21 protein-coding genes are annotated in these 20,446 nt (G+C 64.4%); 13 read left to right on the top strand and 8 right to left on the bottom strand.

Features of this window, described 5'->3' with window-relative positions:
* Positions 1 to 125 precede the first annotated feature (125 nt).
* The 5 genes from ACMGT0_RS17355 to ACMGT0_RS17335 form a co-directional block, all read right to left on the bottom strand.
* Positions 126 to 431: a hypothetical protein gene (locus tag ACMGT0_RS17355; protein ID WP_054060431.1), complete on the bottom strand. Its 306-nt coding sequence runs from the start codon at positions 429 to 431 to the stop codon at positions 126 to 128.
* A gap of 359 nt (positions 432 to 790) precedes the next feature.
* Positions 791 to 3,160, bottom strand: a complete 2,370-nt coding sequence (locus ACMGT0_RS17350; protein ID WP_416769059.1) for a hypothetical protein — start codon at positions 3,158 to 3,160, stop codon at positions 791 to 793.
* Positions 3,161 to 3,209: 49 nt separating this feature from the next.
* On the bottom strand, positions 3,210 to 3,959 hold the full coding sequence (locus ACMGT0_RS17345) for an ABC transporter permease (protein ID WP_273822915.1): 750 nt from the start codon (positions 3,957 to 3,959) through the stop codon (positions 3,210 to 3,212).
* A gap of 7 nt (positions 3,960 to 3,966) precedes the next feature.
* A complete protein-coding gene (locus ACMGT0_RS17340) occupies positions 3,967 to 4,956 on the bottom strand; it encodes an ABC transporter substrate-binding protein (protein WP_054063221.1) in 990 nt (329 codons plus the stop codon).
* Positions 4,957 to 4,969: 13 nt separating this feature from the next.
* A complete protein-coding gene (locus tag ACMGT0_RS17335; RefSeq protein ID WP_054060458.1) occupies positions 4,970 to 5,785 on the bottom strand; it encodes an ABC transporter ATP-binding protein in 816 nt (271 codons plus the stop codon).
* 143 nt (positions 5,786 to 5,928) lie between these two features.
* Here ACMGT0_RS17335 and ACMGT0_RS17330 point away from each other — a divergent pair, with 143 nt between their 5' ends.
* From ACMGT0_RS17330 to chrA, 4 genes are all read left to right on the top strand, one after another.
* A complete protein-coding gene (locus tag ACMGT0_RS17330; protein ID WP_054060459.1) occupies positions 5,929 to 6,651 on the top strand; it encodes a GntR family transcriptional regulator in 723 nt (240 codons plus the stop codon).
* 110 nt (positions 6,652 to 6,761) lie between these two features.
* Positions 6,762 to 7,253: a GNAT family N-acetyltransferase gene (locus ACMGT0_RS17325; protein ID WP_054060460.1), complete on the top strand. Its 492-nt coding sequence runs from the start codon at positions 6,762 to 6,764 to the stop codon at positions 7,251 to 7,253.
* 66 nt (positions 7,254 to 7,319) lie between these two features.
* Positions 7,320 to 8,261 (top strand): chromate resistance protein ChrB domain-containing protein, encoded by a 942-nt coding sequence (locus tag ACMGT0_RS17320; RefSeq protein ID WP_081006074.1) that lies wholly within the window; start codon positions 7,320 to 7,322, stop codon positions 8,259 to 8,261.
* Positions 8,254 to 9,633, top strand: a complete 1,380-nt coding sequence (gene chrA, locus ACMGT0_RS17315) for a chromate efflux transporter (RefSeq protein WP_054060461.1) — start codon at positions 8,254 to 8,256, stop codon at positions 9,631 to 9,633. Before ACMGT0_RS17320 ends, chrA begins: the two co-directional genes overlap by 8 nt.
* Positions 9,634 to 9,774: 141 nt before the next feature.
* On the opposite strand, the gene ACMGT0_RS17310 is transcribed toward chrA, so the two are convergent.
* Positions 9,775 to 10,338, bottom strand: coding sequence for a LysE family translocator (locus ACMGT0_RS17310; protein ID WP_416769058.1), 564 nt, complete (start codon positions 10,336 to 10,338; stop codon positions 9,775 to 9,777).
* A 148-nt stretch (positions 10,339 to 10,486) separates the two neighbouring features.
* Between ACMGT0_RS17310 and ACMGT0_RS17305 the strand changes: the two genes are divergently transcribed.
* Positions 10,487 to 10,939 carry an Lrp/AsnC family transcriptional regulator gene (locus ACMGT0_RS17305; protein ID WP_416769057.1) on the top strand — a complete coding sequence of 151 codons (453 nt, stop codon included), beginning with the start codon at positions 10,487 to 10,489 and terminating at the stop codon, positions 10,937 to 10,939.
* Between the two features lie 37 nt (positions 10,940 to 10,976).
* Here the strand turns inward: ACMGT0_RS17305 and ACMGT0_RS17300 are convergent, their stop codons facing one another.
* A complete protein-coding gene (locus tag ACMGT0_RS17300) occupies positions 10,977 to 11,522 on the bottom strand; it encodes a VOC family protein (protein WP_054060463.1) in 546 nt (181 codons plus the stop codon).
* Between the two features lie 58 nt (positions 11,523 to 11,580).
* On the bottom strand, positions 11,581 to 12,333 hold the full coding sequence (locus ACMGT0_RS17295) for an SDR family NAD(P)-dependent oxidoreductase (RefSeq protein ID WP_054060464.1): 753 nt from the start codon (positions 12,331 to 12,333) through the stop codon (positions 11,581 to 11,583).
* A 108-nt stretch (positions 12,334 to 12,441) separates the two neighbouring features.
* On the opposite strand from ACMGT0_RS17295, the gene ACMGT0_RS17290 reads away from it, so the two are divergent.
* The 8 genes from ACMGT0_RS17290 to ACMGT0_RS17255 all read left to right on the top strand — a co-directional run bounded on the left by ACMGT0_RS17290 (position 12,442) and on the right by ACMGT0_RS17255 (position 20,438).
* A complete protein-coding gene (locus ACMGT0_RS17290) occupies positions 12,442 to 13,359 on the top strand; it encodes a LysR family transcriptional regulator (protein WP_273820900.1) in 918 nt (305 codons plus the stop codon).
* Between the two features lie 150 nt (positions 13,360 to 13,509).
* The gene (locus tag ACMGT0_RS17285) at positions 13,510 to 13,914 is read left to right on the top strand and encodes a nuclear transport factor 2 family protein (RefSeq protein WP_054060466.1); all 405 of its coding nucleotides are present in this window, start codon (positions 13,510 to 13,512) and stop codon (positions 13,912 to 13,914) included.
* Positions 13,915 to 14,124: 210 nt separating this feature from the next.
* Entirely contained in the window at positions 14,125 to 15,618 is a 1,494-nt protein-coding gene (locus tag ACMGT0_RS17280) for an aldehyde dehydrogenase (RefSeq protein ID WP_416769056.1), read from the top strand.
* Positions 15,619 to 15,888: 270 nt separating this feature from the next.
* Complete coding sequence (locus ACMGT0_RS17275) at positions 15,889 to 16,812, top strand: ABC transporter substrate-binding protein (protein ID WP_416773502.1); 924 nt, start codon at positions 15,889 to 15,891, stop codon at positions 16,810 to 16,812.
* 15 nt (positions 16,813 to 16,827) lie between these two features.
* The gene (locus ACMGT0_RS17270; protein ID WP_416769055.1) at positions 16,828 to 17,631 is read left to right on the top strand and encodes an ABC transporter permease; all 804 of its coding nucleotides are present in this window, start codon (positions 16,828 to 16,830) and stop codon (positions 17,629 to 17,631) included.
* A complete protein-coding gene (locus ACMGT0_RS17265) occupies positions 17,619 to 18,452 on the top strand; it encodes an ABC transporter ATP-binding protein (RefSeq protein WP_273820898.1) in 834 nt (277 codons plus the stop codon). Before ACMGT0_RS17270 ends, ACMGT0_RS17265 begins: the two co-directional genes overlap by 13 nt.
* A 192-nt stretch (positions 18,453 to 18,644) precedes the next feature.
* On the top strand, positions 18,645 to 19,964 hold the full coding sequence (locus tag ACMGT0_RS17260) for a flavin-containing monooxygenase (protein ID WP_416769054.1): 1,320 nt from the start codon (positions 18,645 to 18,647) through the stop codon (positions 19,962 to 19,964).
* A gap of 57 nt (positions 19,965 to 20,021) precedes the next feature.
* Positions 20,022 to 20,438, top strand: coding sequence for a RidA family protein (locus ACMGT0_RS17255; RefSeq protein ID WP_054063228.1), 417 nt, complete (start codon positions 20,022 to 20,024; stop codon positions 20,436 to 20,438).
* The last annotated feature ends 8 nt before the right edge of the window (positions 20,439 to 20,446 follow it).

Raw genomic sequence — 20,446 nt, 5'->3', positions numbered from 1 at the left:
CGTCACCGTCAGGAAACTGGATTGCGATGCGCGTTATTTCAGGCGGCCTCTGACCGCGAACAGGAAAAAGCCCGCCGAAGCGGGCCTTTTCTTGAGGTTGTGCCCGGGGGCGAGAATCGCGACGGTCACCCGGGCCATTCTTCCTTGAGCGAAAGCAGCAGGTACGGCAGCCCGTTTTTCCTATTCAGCAGGCTGAGCACCAGTTGCAGACGGAACCGTTTCCCCTTGAGCGGGCACAGGTCGAAATGCACCTGCTCGGCCTCAGGTTGCCGGTTGTGGGCCTTGGCCGCTGCGCCAAGCAGCTCCCGCAGGCGGATTTCGAAGGTTGACCCCCGTTGGCCCCTGTAGTCCTTTACGGCTTTCTTCCATAGCCGCGGGGTCAGGATAAGGGCGTGCCTGAAGGTAGCGCCCGCCTGTTGCGGTTGGGACATATGACTTCTCCTGTTGGAGAGAAACCACCGGTCCCGACCGGGAGGTGATTTCCCGGTTGAGGTAACAAGACGATGCAGCAGGTCACGCCCGTATGCTTGAGCGTCTGCCCTGGGCGGATGCAAGAGTCGGGGAGAACAGCGCAGTCACAGTGAGGCTTCCATCGACGGAGGTCGATCGGTCGCATGACTGGAAGCGCTGCGACCTGGAGGCGGACCCTACGCAATGGCGTATCGTAGCCCCTCGGATCCAAGCTACATCGGCATGGTGCTGAAGATGTCAGCGGTATGCCCCCACACAATGAATAATGCTGTGGGGGCTGTCAAAACCCGATCTGCTACAGGTTCTTTCGGGGCCACCCTCAAAGTGTGACGAATAGCGCCGAGGTCCAGACCCGCGACTGGTCACGCTGGCGGGCGCTGATGAACAGCGGATGTTCACGGCCTTTTTCCAGGTTCAGCGAGTTCAGCTCGATCCGTCCCGCCACTTCGCGTGGTAGCGGCGCCTCGCTGATCTGTTCCAGCGAAACCTGCAGCTCGGCACCCGACAACGGCTTGACGAACGAGCCGCTGGCCAGCAGTTCCTCGCCGCTCAGATGCAGCGTCACCGTCGGGGCATGCACGTGCGCAGGCGGTGTGAGCGGGTCGCCGACCTTGACGTAGCCATCGATCCGCAACTGCACGTTGAGGTGGGCGCCGGCCAACTGGGAAATGTCGATTTCCAGGCTGTCGGTGTCGCCGTTGGTGTCGGTCTTCAGGGCCAGGGTGGTGGCGTCCTTGCGCCAGGCCACCTGTTCGGGGTGGTCGGCACCGAGGAAGCGGAAGGCGTTGATGGTTGCGCCGGTGAGGCTGATCTCGCCCGTCCAGTAGGCGCCGCGGTAGCGGTCCTTGATCCGTGCACCGCCCAGGCGCAGACGGATCCGCCGTGGCGACAGGCCGGCCTCTGCATGCAGGTTGCGCGACCAGATGCGCTGTTCGCCACGGAACAGTTCGATCTGTTCCCAGCCGGCGTCGCCCAACAGCCGGTAATCCAGGGCGGTTTCACCGTTGACCGTCAGCACATCGCCCATCAGGTGCTCGCCCAGGCGCAACACCGCCAGGCTGCGTTCGCCGGTGGTCGCGAAGGTGTGGCGGGCACGCAGGGCCCGGCCGACGCCGGCCCGGTCGAAGCTCTCGGCGATCACGCCGGTCAGGCCGCCGCGCGAACCGAACACCGCCGTGGCCGGTACACCGCCGCCGCAGCGGCCCTGGTGCTCGTCGCTGTTGGCCGCGGCACCGACCCGGTAGCCGCGCTGCAGCGCTTCGGCGTAGACCCAGTGGAACTGGCCCCAGGCCGAGCCGACTTCCACCAGGCGCTCCAGTTCGGGGTGGTGCCAGTCGAGGTTGCAACGTCGACCACCGACGTGGGGCATCATCAGGTGGCCTTCCGGGTTGTGCGCGTAGGCCGCGTACAGCTCATCCACCGGCCAGGCACCGGGCTTGATGGTGCCGGCGGTGAACTCGTTCCATTCGAAGGACCGCACCAGGCGTCCCTGGGCATCGAACGGGAACTGCGGCTTGCCCTCGTGGAGGAACACCACGTTGCGGTCGCCGCCGGCGCAGGAGTTGCCGCACCACTCGGTACCCGGATAGCAGACGAAACGCCCCGGCTCGTTGAGTTCGTGGATCAGCTTGACTGCCGCATCCCAGCGCTGCTCGGTGATGTTGAAATCGTTGGCGGTATAGCCGAGCACATCGAGGCCGGCGACATCACGACCGTAGCTGAGGTTGTACAGGGTGTCGTTGGTGCCCACGGTGTCATCGGAATGCACGTGCAGGTCGGCATACAGTGGCCGCAGCGTGCCGAGTGCCGCATCGACATTGACGAACGCCGAGCCGGGTTGCACGCCGGCCTGCCCGGTGACGGCCTGGATCGACCATTCGCCCTGCGCCGTCAATTCGATGGTCGGCACCCGCAGGATCGCCCAGCCTTCGCCGGCCAGGGTGAAGGGCAGGCGCCGGATCTGCTGCGCAGGCCCGGCCAGCGTGAGTTCGCCGGTCAGTGGTGTGTGTCGGCAGGTGTTGCCCCAGGCGTCGTCCGCGCGTACCAGGAGGTCGAACGGCTGGCCTTCGCCGACCAGGCGCGGGGCGATCACCTGCAGTCGCTCCGGTGCACCGGGAATGATGTCCAGCAGCAGGTCGCCCGGTACTTCGGCGAACTTGGAACTGCCCAGTGGGTCGATGAACAGGCGCAGGCGGAAGTCCTTTTCGACGAAACTCTGCACGCGGGTGCCGGCACCTCCCTGGCGGCGGTCGCCGAGGCGGATGATGATGCGGTCGCCGGGGTTGAGATAGCCGTCGACGATGTCGATCAGGATGGCCTTCTGGAAGGGCCGCTCATGGCCCTTCTGGTCGAAGCGCACCTTCAGGTGCTGCACCGTGGCCGGGCTCTGGCCCGGCACCAGGTCACCGGCCTGGTACTCGGCGCTGACATAGTTGGCCGCCGTCGGGTCGGAGGTCTGGAACAGCGCCCAGTCCGAGTAGAACTTGAACGCCAGCTTGAGCCAGGCGCCGTCGGCCAGGCCGCTGGCACCGACCTCGTAGACGAAAGTGATCTCGTCCCACTGGCCGGCCACCAGGGTCTGGCGGTCGCACTGGATGCTGCCGAGGAAGGGGCGTGCCTTGTTGCGTTCGTAGAGCCCGCTGGGGGCGATGTACGGGCCGGCGTCACGGGGATCGAAGGTCTGGCTCACGGGAATACCTCGTTGGAAATCGCAAACGTGATGGGAACGGCGGGGCGCCTCAGGCGGCCCGCCAGGATTGGTAGTGACGTTCGAGCCGGCGGAACACCAGGCTTTCCATCAGCCAGGCGAGCAGGCCGATGATGACGATGCCCAGCAGCACCTGGCTGCTGTTGCCGATCTGGCCGCCCATGGAGACCATCCAGCCGATGCCCTGGGAAGCGCCGATCATTTCGGCGGCCACCAGCGCGCGCCAGCCCTGGCTGAAGCCGATGCGCAGCGCGGCGGTGAGAAACGGCAGCGACGCCGGCAGGTAGATGTGCAGCAGCAGTTGCAGCGCAGTGGCGCCGAGGGTCCGGGCCGCGCGGACTTCGCCGTCGCGGATGCCCAGTACGCCCTCCTGCAGGGTGACGATCATCGGGAACACGGCGGCGATGAAGATCACCAGCATGATCGAGAAGAACCCGAGGCCGAAGATGATCAGGATCAGCGGTGCCCAGGCGATCGGCGGGATCGCCATGAACAGGCTGTTGAGCGGCGCGACGAACTCGCGCAGGCGCCGCGACAGGCCGGCGGCAGTGCCGACCAGCACTGCGACGATCACCGCGCTGCCGAAACCGACCAGTTCCTCCAGGGCGCTGGCGCGGAACTGCTTCCACAGCGAGCCGTCGTCGATCCAGCGCAGCGCCTCGGCGGCGACCACCCAGGGTTGTGGCAGCACGTAGCTGGGGAAACGGCTGGCCAGGACGATCCAGACCAGCAGCAGAAAGGGCAGCGAGGCCCAGCCCCAATGGGGTCTTGGCAATTTCATCGGCGGCTCAACGGGAGGCTTTCTGCAGGTAGGAGGTGTCCACCAGGTCCTTCAGGGGCACCGTGGTGTTCATGAATTTGAGCGCGTTGGAGTAAGCCATCAGGCGCTCGATGAATCGCTGGTCGGCGTCGCTCAGTTCGGCCGACCAGCCCAGGCGCTTGCGCGCTTCGGCGACGATGGCCCGGCCGTCGGCCTGGGTGCCGTCGGGGCGCTGCACCGGCTCGAGGCGGAACGCGTCGGCGATGATCGCGTTGGATTCGCTCGGGTGCTCGTTGAGGTAGGCAATGGCCCGGCGGTGGGCGCGCAGCAGTTTCACCACGTCCTCGGGACGCTCACGCAGGGTTTGCGGCAGGCCGATGACCACGTACCACGGGTATTGCGGCAGGGCCTGGTTCACATCCAGCAGCAGGCGGGCCGAGCCGCGCAGCAGGGCCTGGCTGACGAAGGGTTCCCAGGAGAAGGCGGCGTCGACGAGGCTGCGGTCGAGGGCGGCGTTCATGTTGCCTGGCGGCATGTCGACGATGTCCAGGTCACTGTCCGGATTCAGCCCGGCGCGCTCGCCGAGCACGTAGCCGCGCAGCAGCACGTCCATGCCGCTGCCTTTCTTCACGCCGGCCAGCTTGTGGCCCTTGAGCCCGGCCAGGTCGTGGATCTGGCTGTGGGCACCGGCCAGCACGGCGGCCTGGCCATAGTTGACCTTGGCCAGGATCACGCTCTTCAAACCCCGCGTATACCACTGGTACACCGGCGGTGCGCCGACGTAGGCGACGTCCAGCTCGTGGGCCGCCAGGGCCTGCTGGATCACCGGGCCGTCGCCGAGGGCCTTGATGTCGACGTCCAGTCCTTCGTCACGGTAGTAGCCGAGCTTGTCGGCGATCAGTACGGGGGCGTTGGCCATGGCGAACACGTAGCCGATGCGCAGCGGTTCGGCTGCCTGGGCCGGGGCCAGCCAGGAGGTCGCCGCCAGGGCGACCGGCAGAAGCAGTTTCTTGATCATGTCGGGCTCGTTGTCAGTGGGTGGAGTCGATGCGCAGGGGGGAAGCGGCCATGACCTCGCTGATGCGCGTCATCAGGTCATTGCGGTAGTCGAGAAACTCGGGCAACCGGCGGGTCTCGAGGTTGCTGCGCGGGCGCGGCAGGTCGATGGCCAGCTCGCTGTGAATGCCGCCGGGGGCAATGTTCATGACCACCACGCGATCGGCGAGAAACACCGCCTCGTCGATGTCGTGGGTAATGAACAGCACGGTCTGGCCCAGGGTGGCCCACAGGCGCAGGGTTTCCTCGTTCATCGCCGCGCGGGTGATCGCGTCGAGGGCGGCGAACGGCTCGTCCATCAATAGCACCTCGGGCTCCAGCACCAGGGCCCGGGCCAGCGAGACGCGTTGCTGCATGCCGCCGGAGAGCTGACGCGGCAACTGCCGTGCGGCGTGCTCCAGGCCGACCAGACGCAGGTATTTCAGGGCCTGCTGGCGTTGCTGCGCCGCGTCGCCACGACCGGCGAGCTTGAGCCCGAAGCGCACGTTCTCCAGGGCGCTGAGCCAGGGAAACAGCTGCGGGCTCTGGAACACGTAGCCCAGCCTGGGCAGCTCCGGCCGGGTCGGCAGGCCGTTGACCAGCACCTGGCCGGCCTTCGGTTTCTGGAAACCCGACAGCAGGTTCAGCAGGGTGGTCTTGCCGCAGCCCGAGGGCCCGAGAATGGCGACGAACTCACCAGGGCGAGCGCGCAGGTTCAGCCCCTTGAACACGGCATGGCCGTTCGGGTAGGCGAATTCGACATCCCGAACGCTGAGGGCATCGGGGGGCAGGTAAAGTTCGGCATGGGACATGGCAAGCGGCACCGAGTCATCTAGAATAGGCAATGCTTGGAATAATACGTATTAATACAAGTTGTCCCAAGACTAAATGGTCATAACCTTAGAAGCGAAGCGCCATCACCGTGCTTCATTCATTCCAACGGATCGGTAATCACGTGACTCTCCAGCGAGCAAGCGCCACCTCTCTCTACGAACAGATCGTCCAGCAACTGCTGCACGAGATTCAGCAAGGGCATTACGGTACCGACGGCAAGCTGCCGTCCGAAGCGGAGTTGATGGCACGTTTCGCCGTCAGCCGGGTGACCATCCGCCTGGCCCTCGGCAAGCTGGAAGAGGACGGCGTGGTGGAGCGCAAGCAGGGCAAGGGCACCTTCGTTGCCGCGCAGCAGGTTCGGCACAATCTGGATGCGCTGCGCAGTTTCCATGAGTCGTTGCTGCTGCAAGGGCTGCAGCCGACGATGAGCATGCTCGGGCATGAGCGCATCCCGGTGCCCGATGAATTGCGTAGCCTGTTCGAGGGCCATTGCGTGAAGGTCGAGCGCCTGCACTGGGTCGATCAGGAGCCAATCGCCTATGCCTGTAGCTATCTGACGGATGAACTGCGCGAGGTCGATTGGCAGGAGATGGCGCAGGTGCCGTTGTACTCGGTGCTCGAACGCACCACCGGGCGGGCGGTGATCCGCGCCGACATGGCCATCCGTGCCCGCGAAGCGGACAAGACCCTGGCCGCGCACCTGGGCGTCAAGCGCGGCACGGCCCTGCTGGTGATGGAGCGCACCTCCTGGTTCGACGATGACCGCTGCTGCGATCGTACGACCTTCTTCATCCGGCCGGAGCGTTATGCGTTCGTGCTCAGTGGGGTGTTCAAGAGCCGGTGACAGGACGGCGGGCTCCCCTGTCCAGGCGCGGTGCAACAAGGCTTGAAGCCAGTTGGGCGTCGAGGCTGATACCATTGCGCGATCATTGGTTCACTGTCTGGAACACCTTCATGAGCACCCCGTATTTCCGCCAACCCGTTGCCCAGGACGCCGAGCGCTGCTACGAGATCGAGATCGGCGCCTACGAGGGCGACGAAGCCGCCACCCTGGAAAAGATCCGCACCCGGATCGTGCAGTACCCGCAGGGTTTCCTGATTCTCGAGGTCGATGGCGGCATCGTCGGCTTCATCAACAGCGGCTGCGCCCATGAAGTGGTGATGTCCGACGAGGCGTTCAAGGAACTGGTCGGTCATGATCCCGTGGCACCCAATGTGGTGATCATGTCGGTGGTGGTCGATCCCGCCCACCAGGGCAAGGGCTACGCCAAGGTGCTGATGAACGAGTTCATCGCGCGCATGAAATCGCAGGGCAAGCAGACCATCCACCTGATGTGCAAGGAACAGCACGTCGAGCTGTACCGCAAGATGGGCTATGAGTACGTACGACCGTCGCCATCGGATCACGGTGGGATGGCCTGGCATGAGATGGTCATGTCGCTCTGAGTGGCTTGTAGAACCGGAGTAGCATGGTAGAGTAGAGTTAATAACAAATTATGTTTGAGGCTCTACATGAAAAGTTGGCTGCTTCTCGTGCTGGGGCTGCCTACCGCAAATTCGACCGAGCGCATGCGGGCCTGGCGGGCGCTCAAGGCGTGTGGCGCCAGCGTGCTGCGCGATGGGGTGTACCTGTTGCCCGAGCAGGCGGCTGGCCGGGAGGCGCTGGAGTCGGTAGAGCGTGAGGTCCTGTCCATCAACGGCACCGCGTACCTGTTGCGGGTCGATGACGACGGCGAGCGGTTTTTTCCGCTATTCGACCGCAGTGACGAGTACGCCAAACTGCGCGAGCAGATCGCGGCCTGTCAGCACCAGCTGACTTGCGACAACGCCCTGCAGACCGCCCGGCAGGTGCGCAAGCTGCGCAAGGCCTTCGCGCAGATCGGCACGATCGACTTCTTCCCCACGCAAGCCCGGCAACAGACTGATGAAACCCTGCAAGGGCTGGAAACGGCGATCAGCCGCACGCTGTCGGCGGACGAGCCCAGTCGTGGCGACGAAACGCTTCGCCTGTTGGCCATCGCGGACTTCCAAGGTCGCCGTTGGGCAACTCGCAAGCGACCGTGGGTGGACCGGCTGGCCAGCGCTTGGCTGATTCGCCGTTTCATCGACCGAAGCGGTGAGATTCTCTGGCTGGACACCCCCAGCGATTGCCCGGCCGACGCGCTGGGCTTCGACTTCGATGGGGCGACCTTCAGCCACGTCGCGGAGCGTGTCACCTTCGAAAACCTGCTGGCCAGTTTCCAGCTGGATGACCCTGCGCTGAAGCGCATCGCGGCGCTCGTTCACTATCTCGATGTGGGCGGCCAGCAGCCGGCCGAAGCGCCCGGTATCGAGCGGGTGCTGGCGGGGTTGCGCGAGAGCCTGGTTGACGATGACCAATTGCTGCTGGCCGCGAGCGGCATCTTCGACGGCCTTCTGGTTGCTTTTGCAAACGACGAGAAAAAACATGACTGACTCCCCTGTACGCGCCGCCGGGCAGGCGGCCGAGGCAAGGCCGCCCGTGAGCCTGTTCGAAGCCTTCCTGTTCTGGTTGAAGCTGGGCTTCATCAGCTTCGGCGGCCCCGCCGGACAGATCTCGATCATGCACCAGGAACTGGTCGAGCGCCGCCGCTGGATCAGCGAGCGGCGCTTCCTGCATGCCCTCAACTACTGCATGTTGCTGCCGGGGCCGGAGGCGCAACAGCTCGCCACCTATATCGGCTGGCTGATGCATCGCACCTGGGGCGGGGTGATCGCCGGGGCACTGTTCGTGCTGCCGTCGTTGTTCATCCTGATCGCCCTGGCCTGGATCTACGTGGCGTTCGGTGAGTTGCCGGTCGTTGCCGGCCTCTTCTACGGCATCAAGCCCGCCGTGACCGCCATCGTGCTGCAGGCCGCCCACCGCATCGGTTCGAGGGCGCTGAAGAACGCCTGGTTGTGGGCCATCGCCGCGGCGGCCTTTGTCGCGATCTTCGCCCTCGATGTGCCATTCCCGGCCATTGTCCTGGTGGCGGCGCTGGTGGGGTACCTGGGCGGCCGTTTCCTCCCGGACACGTTCGTCATCGGCGGTGGACATGCCGCGGCGAAGTCGAGCCATGGTCCGGCGTTGATCGACGATGACACGCCCACCCCCGAACATGCGCGCTTTCGCTGGGCGCACCTGCTGCGCCTGTTGGTGATCGGCGCGGCGCTCTGGGCGTTGCCCATGGGGCTCTTGGCCGCCGCATTCGGCTGGCAGGGGACGCTGACGCAAATGGGCTGGTTCTTTACCAAGGCCGCCTTGCTGACCTTCGGGGGGGCCTACGCGGTGCTGCCTTATGTTTATCAGGGTGCGGTCGGCCACTATGGCTGGCTGTCGCCGACCCAGATGATAGACGGCCTGGCCCTGGGCGAAACCACGCCGGGGCCGTTGATCATGGTCGTGGCGTTCGTCGGTTTCCTCGGTGGCTACCTGCAGCCGATGTTTGGCGCCGACCAGCCGTTTCTCGCCGGTGCGGTCGCCGCCAGCCTGGTCACCTGGTTCACGTTCCTGCCGTCGTTCCTGTTCATCCTGGCCGGTGGCCCGTTGGTGGAGTCCACCCACAATGAGCTGAAATTCACCGCGCCGTTGACCGCCATTACCGCGGCGGTGGTCGGGGTGATCGTCAACCTGGCGCTGTTCTTCGCCTACCACGTGTTCTGGCCGGACGGCATCGAGCGCCATACCGACTGGCCGTCACTGATCATCTGCGTGGCGGCGGCCGTGGCCTTGTTCAGGTTCAAGCGCGGGGTGATTCAGGTGATGCTGGGGTGTGGCCTGGTCGGCATGCTGGTCTATCTGGTGCGGCATGGGCTGCTGGCTGGTTGAACGGTCCTGCGCTGAATGTGCAGCGACCCTCGAACTCTAGTGACCGCCGTAGGCACGCACAGTATTCTCCCACGCCGATGGTTCGTAGGAAACCGACTTAATCTCGGAAGGCCATTTCGTCTCTTTACCAGGTGTTACGAGCTACACACTCGTCAACCGCAAAATCGCCGGCAGGGTCGCCACCAACAGCGTCACCGCCATCCCCGCATTGAAGACCCGCGCGAACCGTGGCCGGGTCAGCAATCGGCGAAACGCCACCCCACCCACCGCCCAGATGCCCACGCAAGGAATCGACAACGCCGTCAGCAGCGCCGCCGCGATGCAGAGATTCACCACGTGGTTTTCCACGGGAATGTAGGTCGCTGCCGCACTGATCGACAGTGCCCAGGCCTTGGGGTTGATCCACTGGAACACCGCGCCACCCACGAAGCCCATCGGCGGACGGCTGTCCTGATGCAGTTCCAGCGGACCGCTGCTGGCGATCTTCCAGGCGAGCCAGACGATGTAACCGGCTCCCAGCACCGCGAGCAGGGTATGGATGACCGGCACCGCTTCGAACAACTCGCCCAGGCCCAGCCCGAGAATCGCGAACTGCACGCCCACCCCGAAGGCGATACCGGCCACCAGTGGCAGGGTGCGCCAGACGCCAACCCGCGCACCCGATACCTGCACCATGGCATTGTTCGGGCCGGGGGTGCCGGTCATGACCACACCAAAAAGCAGAAACGCGACAAGCACCGTGAGATCCGTCATGAACACCTTCAACGAGCGGTAAAAGAAGGTGGCTATTTTATTGTTTGAATCGCGCACATTGGTTGCATAATGGTGTGTGGATTTGGCTTTGGTGCAATAAATGATAGATATCGACAAAATTGACCGAAAAATATTGCGCGAGCTTTCCCGGGATGCGCGGCAGACCAATGTGAAGCTCGCCGAGCGGGTGGGATTGTCTGCTTCGGCGTGCCTGCGGCGGGTGCAGGAGCTGGAGCGCTCGGGTGTGATCACCGGCTACCGGGCGGTGATCGACAGGAGCAGGCTGGGCGCCGGCTTTGTCGTCTACGTGACGGTCGGGCTGTCCAGTCACACCAAGGAAAGCCTCAAGGCATTCGAGCAAGCGATCAGCCAGTCGCCGGACGTGGTGGAGTTTCACACCATCACCGGCTCCATCGAGTACCTGTTGCGGGTCGAGGTCGCGGACATCAAGGCCTACAAGACCTTTCACACCGATGTGCTGGGAGTGCTGCCGCACGTCTCGTCGATCACCAGCCATATCGTGATGGATTCGCCGAAGAACGAACGCCCTTGAACCAGGGCGCTTGCGATCCGCATCGGCGCTGTTTCGGTCAATTGGCCGGCAGCGACACCAGCTCGATCTGCGAACCCCATGGCGTCAGGAAGTAGAACCACTGCACGCCATCGGGGTTGGTAATCGGCTCGTTCAGCACCTTCAGGCCCCTGGCCTTGATCACGGCCAGGCTGCGAGCCATGTCTTGGATCCGCAGGGCGAAGTGAGTGGCGCCGATGTCGTCCTCATGGGGTTGCAGGTGGTTGATCTTTGGCCCCTTGTACTGGAACAGCTCCACCTTGGCGCCGCCTTCCAGTTGCAGCATGACGAAGCGTTCCAGTTCGCTGGACTGATTCCAGCGGAACTGCTTCTTCCACTCAGCCGGAAGGGCACCCGGACGAATGTCCGAGATCACTTGGGCACCCACCAGGTCGGTGAAGAGTTTCACCGCCGAGTCGATGTCGGGTACGTTCATGCCAACGTGGTCGATGGCCGAAACCTGCAGCGCCTCAGGGGTGGTTGCCGGAGTGCCGGCTGTGGCGGCCTGGGCCATCGAGACCAGGGCCAGGGACAGTGTCAACAGGGCAATTTTTGCTGTTTTCACGGGATATTCCTTGGGGTGTAGGGTGACGAGGCCGCAGTGGCTGCGGCCTCCGTGCGGATCAGATCTGCGCCTGGCCACCGTCGACAAACAGCTCGGTACCGTTGACGAAGCTCGCGTCGCTCGAGGCCAGGAACAGTGCGGCACTGGCGATCTCTTCCGGCTCACCCACGCGTCCCTGCGGAATCTGCGAGGCCAGGTAGTCGAGCAGGCCTTGCTGCTGCGCCGCATCCGGGCCGGCCAGGTCGACCAGGCCAGGCGTACGGGTGGCGCCAGGGCTGATGGTGTTGACGCGCACGTTGCGGTCCTTCAGATCGAGGATCCAGTTGCGGGCGAACGAGCGCACGGCAGCCTTGGAGGCGGCGTACACGCTGAAGGCCGGGGTGCCGGAACTGGCGGCGGTGGAGCCGGTGAGGATCACCGAGGCGTTGTTGGCCAGCAGCGGCAGGGCCTTCTGCACGGTGAACAGCACGCCCTTGACGTTGCGGTCGAAGGTGTCGTCGTAGTGCTCTTCGGTGATCTGCCCCAGTGGCAGCATCGAGCCGCCACCGGCGTTGGCGAACAGCACGTCGATGTGGCCGCGCTCGGCCTGGATGCGCTGGTAGAGGGCGTCGAGCTGGTCGAGGCGGGTCGAGTCGACCTGCACGCCAGTGGCGTTGCCGACCTGGGCCACGGCGGCGTCCAGTTCGGCCTGGCGGCGGCCGGTGATGTAGACGTGGGCGCCTTCCTGGGCGAAGCGTTTGGCGGTGGCCAGGCCGATGCCGGTGGTGCCGCCGGTGACGACTGCGATTTTGCCTTCAAGTTTGCCGATCATGGTGTTTCTCCCGTTGGGTAGGTGATGTGTTGCGAGATGGGAAAAGCTTATCGACGGGCTGATTTTTTCAAAATAGAATTGTCTGAAATCTATCGTTGCAGAAATGAAATGAGCAAATTGCCCGATTTTGAGGGCCTGGCGATGTTCGCCAAGGTCGCTGAAGAAGGATCGTTCGCTGCTGCCGCCCGGGTCATGGGGGTGTCGGTGCCGACGGTGTCGCGTGCGGTCGCCAGGCTGGAGGAGCGCTTGGGTGGCCGGTTGTTCAACCGTACCTCGCGCCAGTTGTCGCTGACCGAGTTCGGCCTGAGCATGGCGGCGAAGGCTGGCGACATCTACCGCCAGGCCGAGGAGGTGGAAAGCGAAGCGCAGGAGCTGTCGGTGCAGCCACGCGGGCAGGTACGCCTGGCGATCCCGATGTCGTTCGGCCTGCGCTGGGTCGCGCCGCTGATGCCGGAACTGATCCGGCGCTTCCCCGAACTGTCGGTCGACCTGCATCTGTCCGATGCCTCGGTGGACCTGATCGCCGAGGGTTTCGATGCCGCGCTGCGGATCGCCGCGTTGCCGGATTCCTCGCTCGTCGCCCGCCGGCTGTGTGCCGTGACCCAGTTCCTGGTGGCGTCGCCTGCCTATCTGGAGCAACACGGTCAGCCACGGCATCCAAGGGAACTGGCCAACCGGCGGTGCCTCAGTTATGCCTATCGGGCCCGCACCCAGGTCTGGCGGTTCAGCCACGACAAGGGGGCTGAAGAAGATGTCGTTCCCAGCGGGCCGCTGCGGGTGACCAACTCCGACGCGATGATTCCGGTGCTGCTGGAAGGACTGGCGATCGCCGAATTGCCGGAGTTCATCGCCAGCGAATACCTTGCCGATGGTCGCCTGGTGCGCCTGCTGCCGGAATGGAGCATGACCCGTGGCGGCTTGTATTTCGTCACGCCGTCGGCACGTACGCGGCCGGTGAAGATCAGGGCGCTATCGGACTTTTTCGCCGAGCATCTCAGTGAACCTGCCTGGCGCTGGCCCAGGTAGAGCAGGGGCCATGATCGCGACTTTCGTTTCATAAATGAAAAGATGGATTTCTATCTTTAATGTTTTTGCTAGAAAGGGCCTTCGCTAGAGTGGAGGGCGTCGCCGCCGGTCACTGGCGGTAAACGAATCGACCACTCGAGGACTCCTCCGATGAAAACTGCCGTGCAACTGTTCCAGAACTACCTGGACGCCATCCAGAACCCCCGCGCCGCCGCCGAACTGTTCGCCGAGGACGGCGCCCTGGAAATTCCCTACCTGAAATCGCTGGGCATCACCGACCGTGTCGAGGGCCCGGAGCAGATCGAGGCCTTCATCGCCTCACTGCTGAACAAGGTTCCGGCGTTCAAGTTCCGTCGTATCCGCTTCCTGATCGATACCCCGGACCAGGCCTTTGCCGAGTACGACGTCGAGGCGCCGGTGCCGGCCACCGGGCGCATCTACCGCCAGTCCTACGCCGGTCGGCTGGTGGCCCGTGACGGCAGGATCCAGTTGCTGCGCGAGTCGCTGGACACCGTCGCCGCCGCCACCGCCTTCGCGCCTCGCGATGCCGTCTGATCGCCTTTCGCGATTCCGCAGGGCCTGGTTGCGCAACAACCCGTGGGGCCGGCCGGTCCGGCTACGTCTGTAAGGCCTTAGCTTTTTCCTGTTCAGGCAACAGGAAAAAGCTGGTTTCGCCGCGCGCCGGGTTCCCACCAGAATGCACTCCGACCCCGGGAGTACGTCGAGTGACGGCCCCGGATACACCACGCAACGCCTGGAGTGCGTATGAACGACCTCGACTATTGGCAGCAGCGGGCCGCCGGCCTGAGTTTTTGCGACAAGGCCCTGATCGATGGCCGGCCGGTCAGCGCCGCCGATCGTGCAACGTTCGACGCCATCAACCCGGCCACCCACCAATTGCTGGCCCGCGTGGCGTCCTGTGGCCAGGCCGAGGTCGACCTGGCGGTCAGCAGTGCCCGTCGAGCCTTCGAGCAGGGGCCCTGGGCACGCATGGCGCCGGGTGAGCGCAAGAGAGTGATGCTGCGCCTGGCCGAACTGATCATGGCCAACCGTGAAGAGTTGGCCCTGCTGGACTCGCTGAACATGGGCAAGCCGGTCATGGATGCCTACAACATCGACGTGCCGGGTTCGGCTCACGTCTTCGCCTGGTATGGCGAGGCGCTCGACAAGCTGTATGACCAGGTCGCGCCGACCGCGCCCAATGTGCTGGCGACCATCACCCGCGAAGCCCTGGGAGTGATGGCGGCCGTGGTGCCGTGGAACTTCCCGCTGGACATGGCCGCCTGGAAGCTGGCGCCGGCACTGGCCGCCTGTAACAGCGTGGTGCTCAAGCCCGCCGAGCAGTCGCCATTCTCCGCGCTGCGCCTGGCCGAACTGGCCCTGGAAGCGGGGCTGCCGCCAGGCGTGCTCAACGTGGTGCCGGGCCTGGGTGAAAACGCCGGGCGGGCGCTGGGCCTGCACCCGGACGTGGACTGCCTGGTGTTTACCGGTTCGACCCGGGTCGGCAAGTACTTCATGCAGTATTCCGCCCAGTCGAACCTCAAGCAGGTGTGGCTCGAGTGTGGCGGCAAGAGCGCCAACCTGGTGTTCGACGATTGCCGGGATCTGGACCTGGCGGCGCAGAAGGCCGCGTTCGGGATCTTCTTCAATCAGGGCGAGGTCTGCTCGGCCAACTCGCGACTGTATGTGCAGCGCTCGATTCACGACGAGTTCGTCGAGCGTCTGCAGGCCCAGGCCCGCCAGTGGTTGCCCGGCAATCCCCTGGATCCGGCCAGCCGCGCCGGTGCGATAGTCGACGCCGGGCAGAGCGCGCGAATCGTCCAGGCCATCGACCGGGCGCGCGAGGAGGGTGCCCGGCTGGTGTGTGGCGGCCGGCGCCTGACCATCGACGGCTCGGACAACTTCATCGAACCGACCATTTTCGCGAACGTCGACAGCCGGATGAGCCTGGCCCGCGAGGAGATCTTCGGCCCGGTGCTGGCGATCAGTGCGTTCGACAGCGAGGAGCAGGCGGTGCGTCTGGCCAACGACAGCATCTATGGCCTGGCGGCTTCGGTCTGGAGTGATGACCTCAATCGTGCGCACCGGGTTGCGCGGGCGCTGAAGGCCGGTACGGTGTCGGTGAACACGGTCGATGCGCTGGATGTGACGGTTCCGTTCGGCGGGGGCAGGCAATCGGGTTTCGGGCGCGATCTGTCGCTGCATTCGTTCGACAAGTACACCCAGCTCAAGACCACTTGGTTCCAACTGCGTGGTTGAAACAGCCGTTATGTTTTTCCTATATCCACTCCATATATTTGATGCTTTCTGAGTAGGTATTCCTGAGGGAATATTGAAACACCACAGTGACAAGTTGCCGCCGGCTCTTTCGAAGCGGGCGCGATGCAATCCTCTTTTGGCCCATGGCCGGTACTGCCAGATAAATAACAACCAACCCAATAGGCAGCGGGAGTGCGTTTAATCATGTCAAACATCTTGCGTGGACTTTCCTTTCGTAAAACTCTCCTGGTTTCGGCACTGGCCGTGGGCATGGCCGGTACCGCGCAGGCGGGGTCGTTGTCCATCGGTCACACCACCTGGGTCGGCTACGGTACCTTGTACCTGGCGCGCGATCTGGGCTACTTCAAGGAGCAGGGGCTGGACGTCACCTTGACCACCATGGAAGAAGCGTCGATGTACATGGCCGCCCAGGCTTCGGGCAAGCTTTCGGGCTCCGCCTCGACCATCGACGAGATTCTCAAGTACCGCAGCAAGGACTTCTGCTTCCGGGCGGTCGCCGCTCTCGATGAAAGCCACGGTGGCGACGGGGTGCTGGTGGGCAAGGACGTCACCAGCCTCAAGGACCTCAAGGGCAAGCCCATCGCCGTGAACGAGGGCTCGGTGTCGCAGTTCTGGCTGTCGTACCTGCTCAAGCAGAACGGCATGAGCCTGGCTGATCTGGATGTGCAGAACATGACGGCTGACGATGCCGCCACGGCGTTCATCGCCGGCCGCGTGCCGGCCGCGGTGACCTGGGAGCCACACCTGTCGCTGGTGCGTGAAAAGGGCCAGGGCAAGGTCCTGGTCGACAGCAGTGCCACGCCGGGGGTGATCGTCGATGTGGTCGCGCTGTCGTGCGATGTGATCGACCGGCAACCCAACGATGTCAAGGCGCTGGTCAAGGGGCTGTACAAGGCCGTGCAGTACACCCATGACCACCCGGAAGAAGCCTACAAGATCATGGCCAAGGGCGTGGGTGGCTACCTGGCCGACCCCAAGGAACTGGCCGCGGCCGCCAAGGGCGTGCGTTTCTATGACCAGGCCATGAGCGAGGCCTTGCTGGGCACACCCGGCAAGCAAGGCGAGATCGCCGGCATCATCCGCCTGGCCGACGACACCTGGAGCAGCCTGCAGAACAAGACCCTGGACGTTTCCTACGGCGACCTGGTCGACACCCGTTTCGTCAAGCAATAAGGCGGAGGCTCCCTGATGATCGATCGTCAATCCTGGGGCAGTCGCTGCCTGACCCCGAAAGTCGAGCTGCCGGCAGCCCTGGTGTTCAGCACCAGTGCGCTGGGCTGGCTGCTGGTGTTCGGCCTCTGGGCCGGGCTGTCCTACGGCGGTGTGGTGCCGTCGATGTTTCTGCCCACGCCAGGGGCGGTGGTCGAGGCGGGCCTGCGCCTGGCCGCCGACGGCACCCTGGGCAAGCACGTGCTGGCCAGCGTCGAGGTGGTGCTGATCGGCTTTGCCGTGTCCTCGCTGGTCGCCGTGCCGCTGGGGTTGCTGATGGGCAGCTTCCGGGTGGTGCAGGCGTTCCTCGAGCCGCTGGTGAACTTCATCCGCTACCTGCCGGTGACGTCCTTCGTGCCGCTGTTCATCCTCTGGATCGGCATCGGCCTGGAACAGCGGGTCGCGGTGATCATCTTCGGTACCTTCTTCCAGCAGTTGGTGATGGTGGCCGACGTGTCCAAGGGCGTCTCCAGGGACCTGATCAACGCCTCCTACACCCTCGGTTCCAGCCGTCGCGACGTGATCGTGCATGTGCTCGGCCCGGCTTCGCTGCCGGGCGTGCTCGACACCTTGCGGGTGACCATGGGCTGGGCCTGGACCTACCTGGTCGTCGCCGAACTGGTCGCCGCCTCCAGCGGCCTGGGCTACATCAGCCTCAAGGCGATGCGCGGCTTCCAGGTCGACGTGATTTTCCTCGCTATCGCGGTCATCGGCCTGCTCGGCCTGCTGACCGATCAACTGTTCCGGGTGCTTCGGCTCAAGGTGGTGTCATGGGCGCAGTAACTGCAATGCAAATGCCGGTCAACCCGGTGAAACAGCCGGTGGGTGCGCAGCCGCGGCTGCAGGTGGATCAGGTCTGCCTGCGCTACCGCAGCCCTGACGGCAATATCTTCACCGCCCTGGAGAACGTCTCGCTGAACGTGCCGGACCAGCAGTTCGCCGTACTGGTGGGGCCTTCCGGCTGTGGCAAGTCCAGCCTGCTCTACCTCACGGCCGGGCTGGCCGAACCGACCTCCGGCAAGATCCATGTCGGCGGGCAACAGGTGCGGGGGCCGGGCGCGGACCGCGGCATGGTGTTCCAGAGCTATACGCTGTTTCCCTGGCTGAGCGTGCGCGACAACATCGCCTTCGGCCTCAAGCGCAAGGGCATGGCCGCCCGGGAGCGCAAGGAGATCGTCGATTACTACCTCGACGAAGTCGGCCTGACGGCTTTCGCCGAGCGTTATCCCAAGCAGCTCTCGGGCGGCATGATGCAACGGGTGGCCATCGCCCGGGCCTTGGCCAACGACCCGCAGATCCTGCTGATGGACGAGCCTTTCGGCGCGCTCGACAGCCAGACCCGCATGCAGATGCAGCAACTGCTGCTCAGGGTCTGGGAGCACAGCAAGAAAACCGTGGTGTTCGTCACCCACGACATCGACGAGGCCATCCTGCTTGGCGACCGGGTCTACGTGATGGGCGCAAGACCGGGGCGGATCAAGCGCGAACTCGATGTGCCGATGCCGCGCCCGCGTGACATGGACATGGTGATGGAACGCGAATTCATCGAGATGAAGCGCGACATCCTCGGCCTGCTGCATGACGACTTGCAAGTTGCCCATTGAGGGGGAACTTCCAAACCTGTTTCACGGGTTTGGAAGTTGTTTTATCCGACTGTCTGGCGATATCGACTAATTATAGTCAGGCACAAGTTTAATAATAATTTACCGATGACCAGGCGCTACTTGATCTGCTGCAGCCGGCTCGCAACTACTGTTCATTCAACTACACCAAAGTCCTGGTGAAGGATATAACTCATGTCATTGGATAACATTGAAATCGATACCCTCGTGGTGGGTGCCGGCCAGGCCGGTGTGGCCATGAGCGAACACTTGAGCAAACAGGGTGTGCCTCACCTGGTGCTGGAACGCAGCCGCATTGCCGAAGCCTGGCGCACCGGCCGCTGGGACTCGCTGGTGGCCAACGGACCCGCCTGGCATGACCGTTTCCCGGGGCTGCAATTCGACATCGATCCCGATGGCTTTGCCGGCAAGGATCAGGTGGCGGCCTACTTCGAGACCTACGCGAAAAAGATCAACGCACCGATCCACACCGGTGTCGAGGTCAAGCGTGTGACGCGTCATGCGGGGCGTCCGGGCTTCACGGTGGAGACCTGCTCAGGCACGATCCGTGCGCAGCGCGTAGTCGCGGCGACCGGTCCGTTCCAGAAACCGCTGATTCCGGCCATCGCCCCCAGGGATGAGCGCCTGTACCAGATCCACTCGGCCCAGTACTTCAACCCGCAGCAACTGCCGGAAGGGGCGGTGCTGGTGGTTGGTGCCGGTTCGTCGGGGGTACAGATCGCCGACGAATTGCAGCGCGCCGGCAAGCAGGTCTATCTCTCGGTCGGCCCGCACGATCGTCCGCCGCGTGCCTACCGCAACCGCGACTTCTGCTGGTGGCTGGGCGTGCTCGGGCTGTGGGATACCGAGACCATGCAGGCCGGCCGCGAACACGTGACCATCGCCGTCAGTGGCGCCCGAGGCGGCCATACCGTGGATTTCCGTCGCCTGGCCCAGGCCGGCATGATCCTGGTCGGGCTGACCGAGTCCTTCAACGGCAGCACGGTGACGTTCAGGCAGGACCTGGTCGACAACCTCGACAAGGGCGATGAAAGCTACCTGGCTCTGCTCGACGCCGCGGATGCCTACATCGAACGCAACGGCCTGGACCTGCCGCCGGAGCCGAGCGCCCGTGAGCGCGTTGGCGATTCGCCCTGCATCACCCGGCCACTACGTGAGCTGAACCTGGCCGAGGCCGGGGTGAACTCGATCATCTGGGCCACCGGCTACGCCGTCGACTACGACTGGCTGCAGGTCGACACCTTCGACGACAAGGGCAAGCCACAGCACCAGCGCGGTGTCGGCAGGGAGCCGGGGATCTACTTCGTCGGCCTGCCGTGGTTGTCGCGTCGCGGTTCGGCGTTCATCTGGGGCGTGTGGCACGACGCCCGGCATGTGGCCGGCCACATCGCCACCCAGCGTTCCTACCAGGACTACGAGGACGCCGCCCAGCGCCAGGCGGCCGGTGCCCTGTCCGTCGCCAGCGCGCCCGTGTCCCAGGTCGCCACCGCCTGATCAACCCCGCCAGGCGCGCCCCCGGGGCGTGCCTCGCCCTTTTCGAGGAAACCTGCAATGGCCACACCGACGCACACCCGTATCCGCATGTTCAATACCAAGGAAACCTACCCCAACCAGACTCTGGACAACGACCTGTGCCAGGCTGTGCGCGCCGGCAACACGGTGTACGTGCGCGGCCAGGTCGGCACCGATTTCGCCGGCAACCTGGTGGGCCTGGGGGATCCGGCCGCGCAGGCCGAGCAGGCGATGAAGAACGTCAAGCAACTGCTGGAAGAGGCGGGCAGCGACCTGTCGCACATCGTCAAGACCACCACCTACATCATCGATCCGCGCTACCGCGAGCCGGTCTACCGGGAAGTCGGCAAATGGCTCAAGGGCGTGTTCCCGATTTCCACGGGGCTGGTGGTGTCGGGCCTGGCCCAGCCGCAGTGGCTGATGGAAATCGACGTGATCGCCGTGATTCCCGACTGACAGGAGCC

It is taken from the genome of Pseudomonas sp. RHF3.3-3 (genome assembly GCF_048069595.1).
In the GTDB taxonomy this organism is placed as follows: Bacteria; Pseudomonadota; Gammaproteobacteria; order Pseudomonadales; family Pseudomonadaceae; genus Aquipseudomonas; species Aquipseudomonas fuscovaginae_B.
Note: the sequence above shows the minus strand (reverse complement) of the source record. Positions and strands in the feature narration are given on the sequence as shown.

Excerpts from the sequence above, each read along its gene's own strand:
- ACMGT0_RS17355 (WP_054060431.1), bottom strand. The coding sequence starts at position 431 with ATGTCCCAACCGCAACAGGCGGGCGCTACCTTCAGGCACGCCCTTATC.
- ACMGT0_RS17345 (WP_273822915.1), bottom strand. The coding sequence starts at position 3,959 with ATGAAATTGCCAAGACCCCATTGGGGCTGGGCCTCGCTGCCCTTTCTG.
- ACMGT0_RS17340 (WP_054063221.1), bottom strand. The coding sequence starts at position 4,956 with ATGATCAAGAAACTGCTTCTGCCGGTCGCCCTGGCGGCGACCTCCTGG.
- ACMGT0_RS17335 (WP_054060458.1), bottom strand. The coding sequence starts at position 5,785 with ATGTCCCATGCCGAACTTTACCTGCCCCCCGATGCCCTCAGCGTTCGG.
- ACMGT0_RS17325 (WP_054060460.1), top strand. The coding sequence starts at position 6,762 with ATGAGCACCCCGTATTTCCGCCAACCCGTTGCCCAGGACGCCGAGCGC.
- ACMGT0_RS17320 (WP_081006074.1), top strand. The coding sequence starts at position 7,320 with ATGAAAAGTTGGCTGCTTCTCGTGCTGGGGCTGCCTACCGCAAATTCG.
- chrA (WP_054060461.1), top strand. The coding sequence starts at position 8,254 with ATGACTGACTCCCCTGTACGCGCCGCCGGGCAGGCGGCCGAGGCAAGG.
- ACMGT0_RS17310 (WP_416769058.1), bottom strand. The coding sequence starts at position 10,338 with ATGACCGGCACCCCCGGCCCGAACAATGCCATGGTGCAGGTATCGGGT.
- ACMGT0_RS17305 (WP_416769057.1), top strand. The coding sequence starts at position 10,487 with ATGATAGATATCGACAAAATTGACCGAAAAATATTGCGCGAGCTTTCC.
- ACMGT0_RS17295 (WP_054060464.1), bottom strand. The coding sequence starts at position 12,333 with ATGATCGGCAAACTTGAAGGCAAAATCGCAGTCGTCACCGGCGGCACC.
- ACMGT0_RS17290 (WP_273820900.1), top strand. The coding sequence starts at position 12,442 with ATGAGCAAATTGCCCGATTTTGAGGGCCTGGCGATGTTCGCCAAGGTC.
- ACMGT0_RS17285 (WP_054060466.1), top strand. The coding sequence starts at position 13,510 with ATGAAAACTGCCGTGCAACTGTTCCAGAACTACCTGGACGCCATCCAG.
- ACMGT0_RS17280 (WP_416769056.1), top strand. The coding sequence starts at position 14,125 with ATGAACGACCTCGACTATTGGCAGCAGCGGGCCGCCGGCCTGAGTTTT.
- ACMGT0_RS17275 (WP_416773502.1), top strand. The coding sequence starts at position 15,889 with ATGGCCGGTACCGCGCAGGCGGGGTCGTTGTCCATCGGTCACACCACC.
- ACMGT0_RS17270 (WP_416769055.1), top strand. The coding sequence starts at position 16,828 with ATGATCGATCGTCAATCCTGGGGCAGTCGCTGCCTGACCCCGAAAGTC.
- ACMGT0_RS17265 (WP_273820898.1), top strand. The coding sequence starts at position 17,619 with ATGGGCGCAGTAACTGCAATGCAAATGCCGGTCAACCCGGTGAAACAG.
- ACMGT0_RS17260 (WP_416769054.1), top strand. The coding sequence starts at position 18,645 with ATGTCATTGGATAACATTGAAATCGATACCCTCGTGGTGGGTGCCGGC.
- ACMGT0_RS17255 (WP_054063228.1), top strand. The coding sequence starts at position 20,022 with ATGGCCACACCGACGCACACCCGTATCCGCATGTTCAATACCAAGGAA.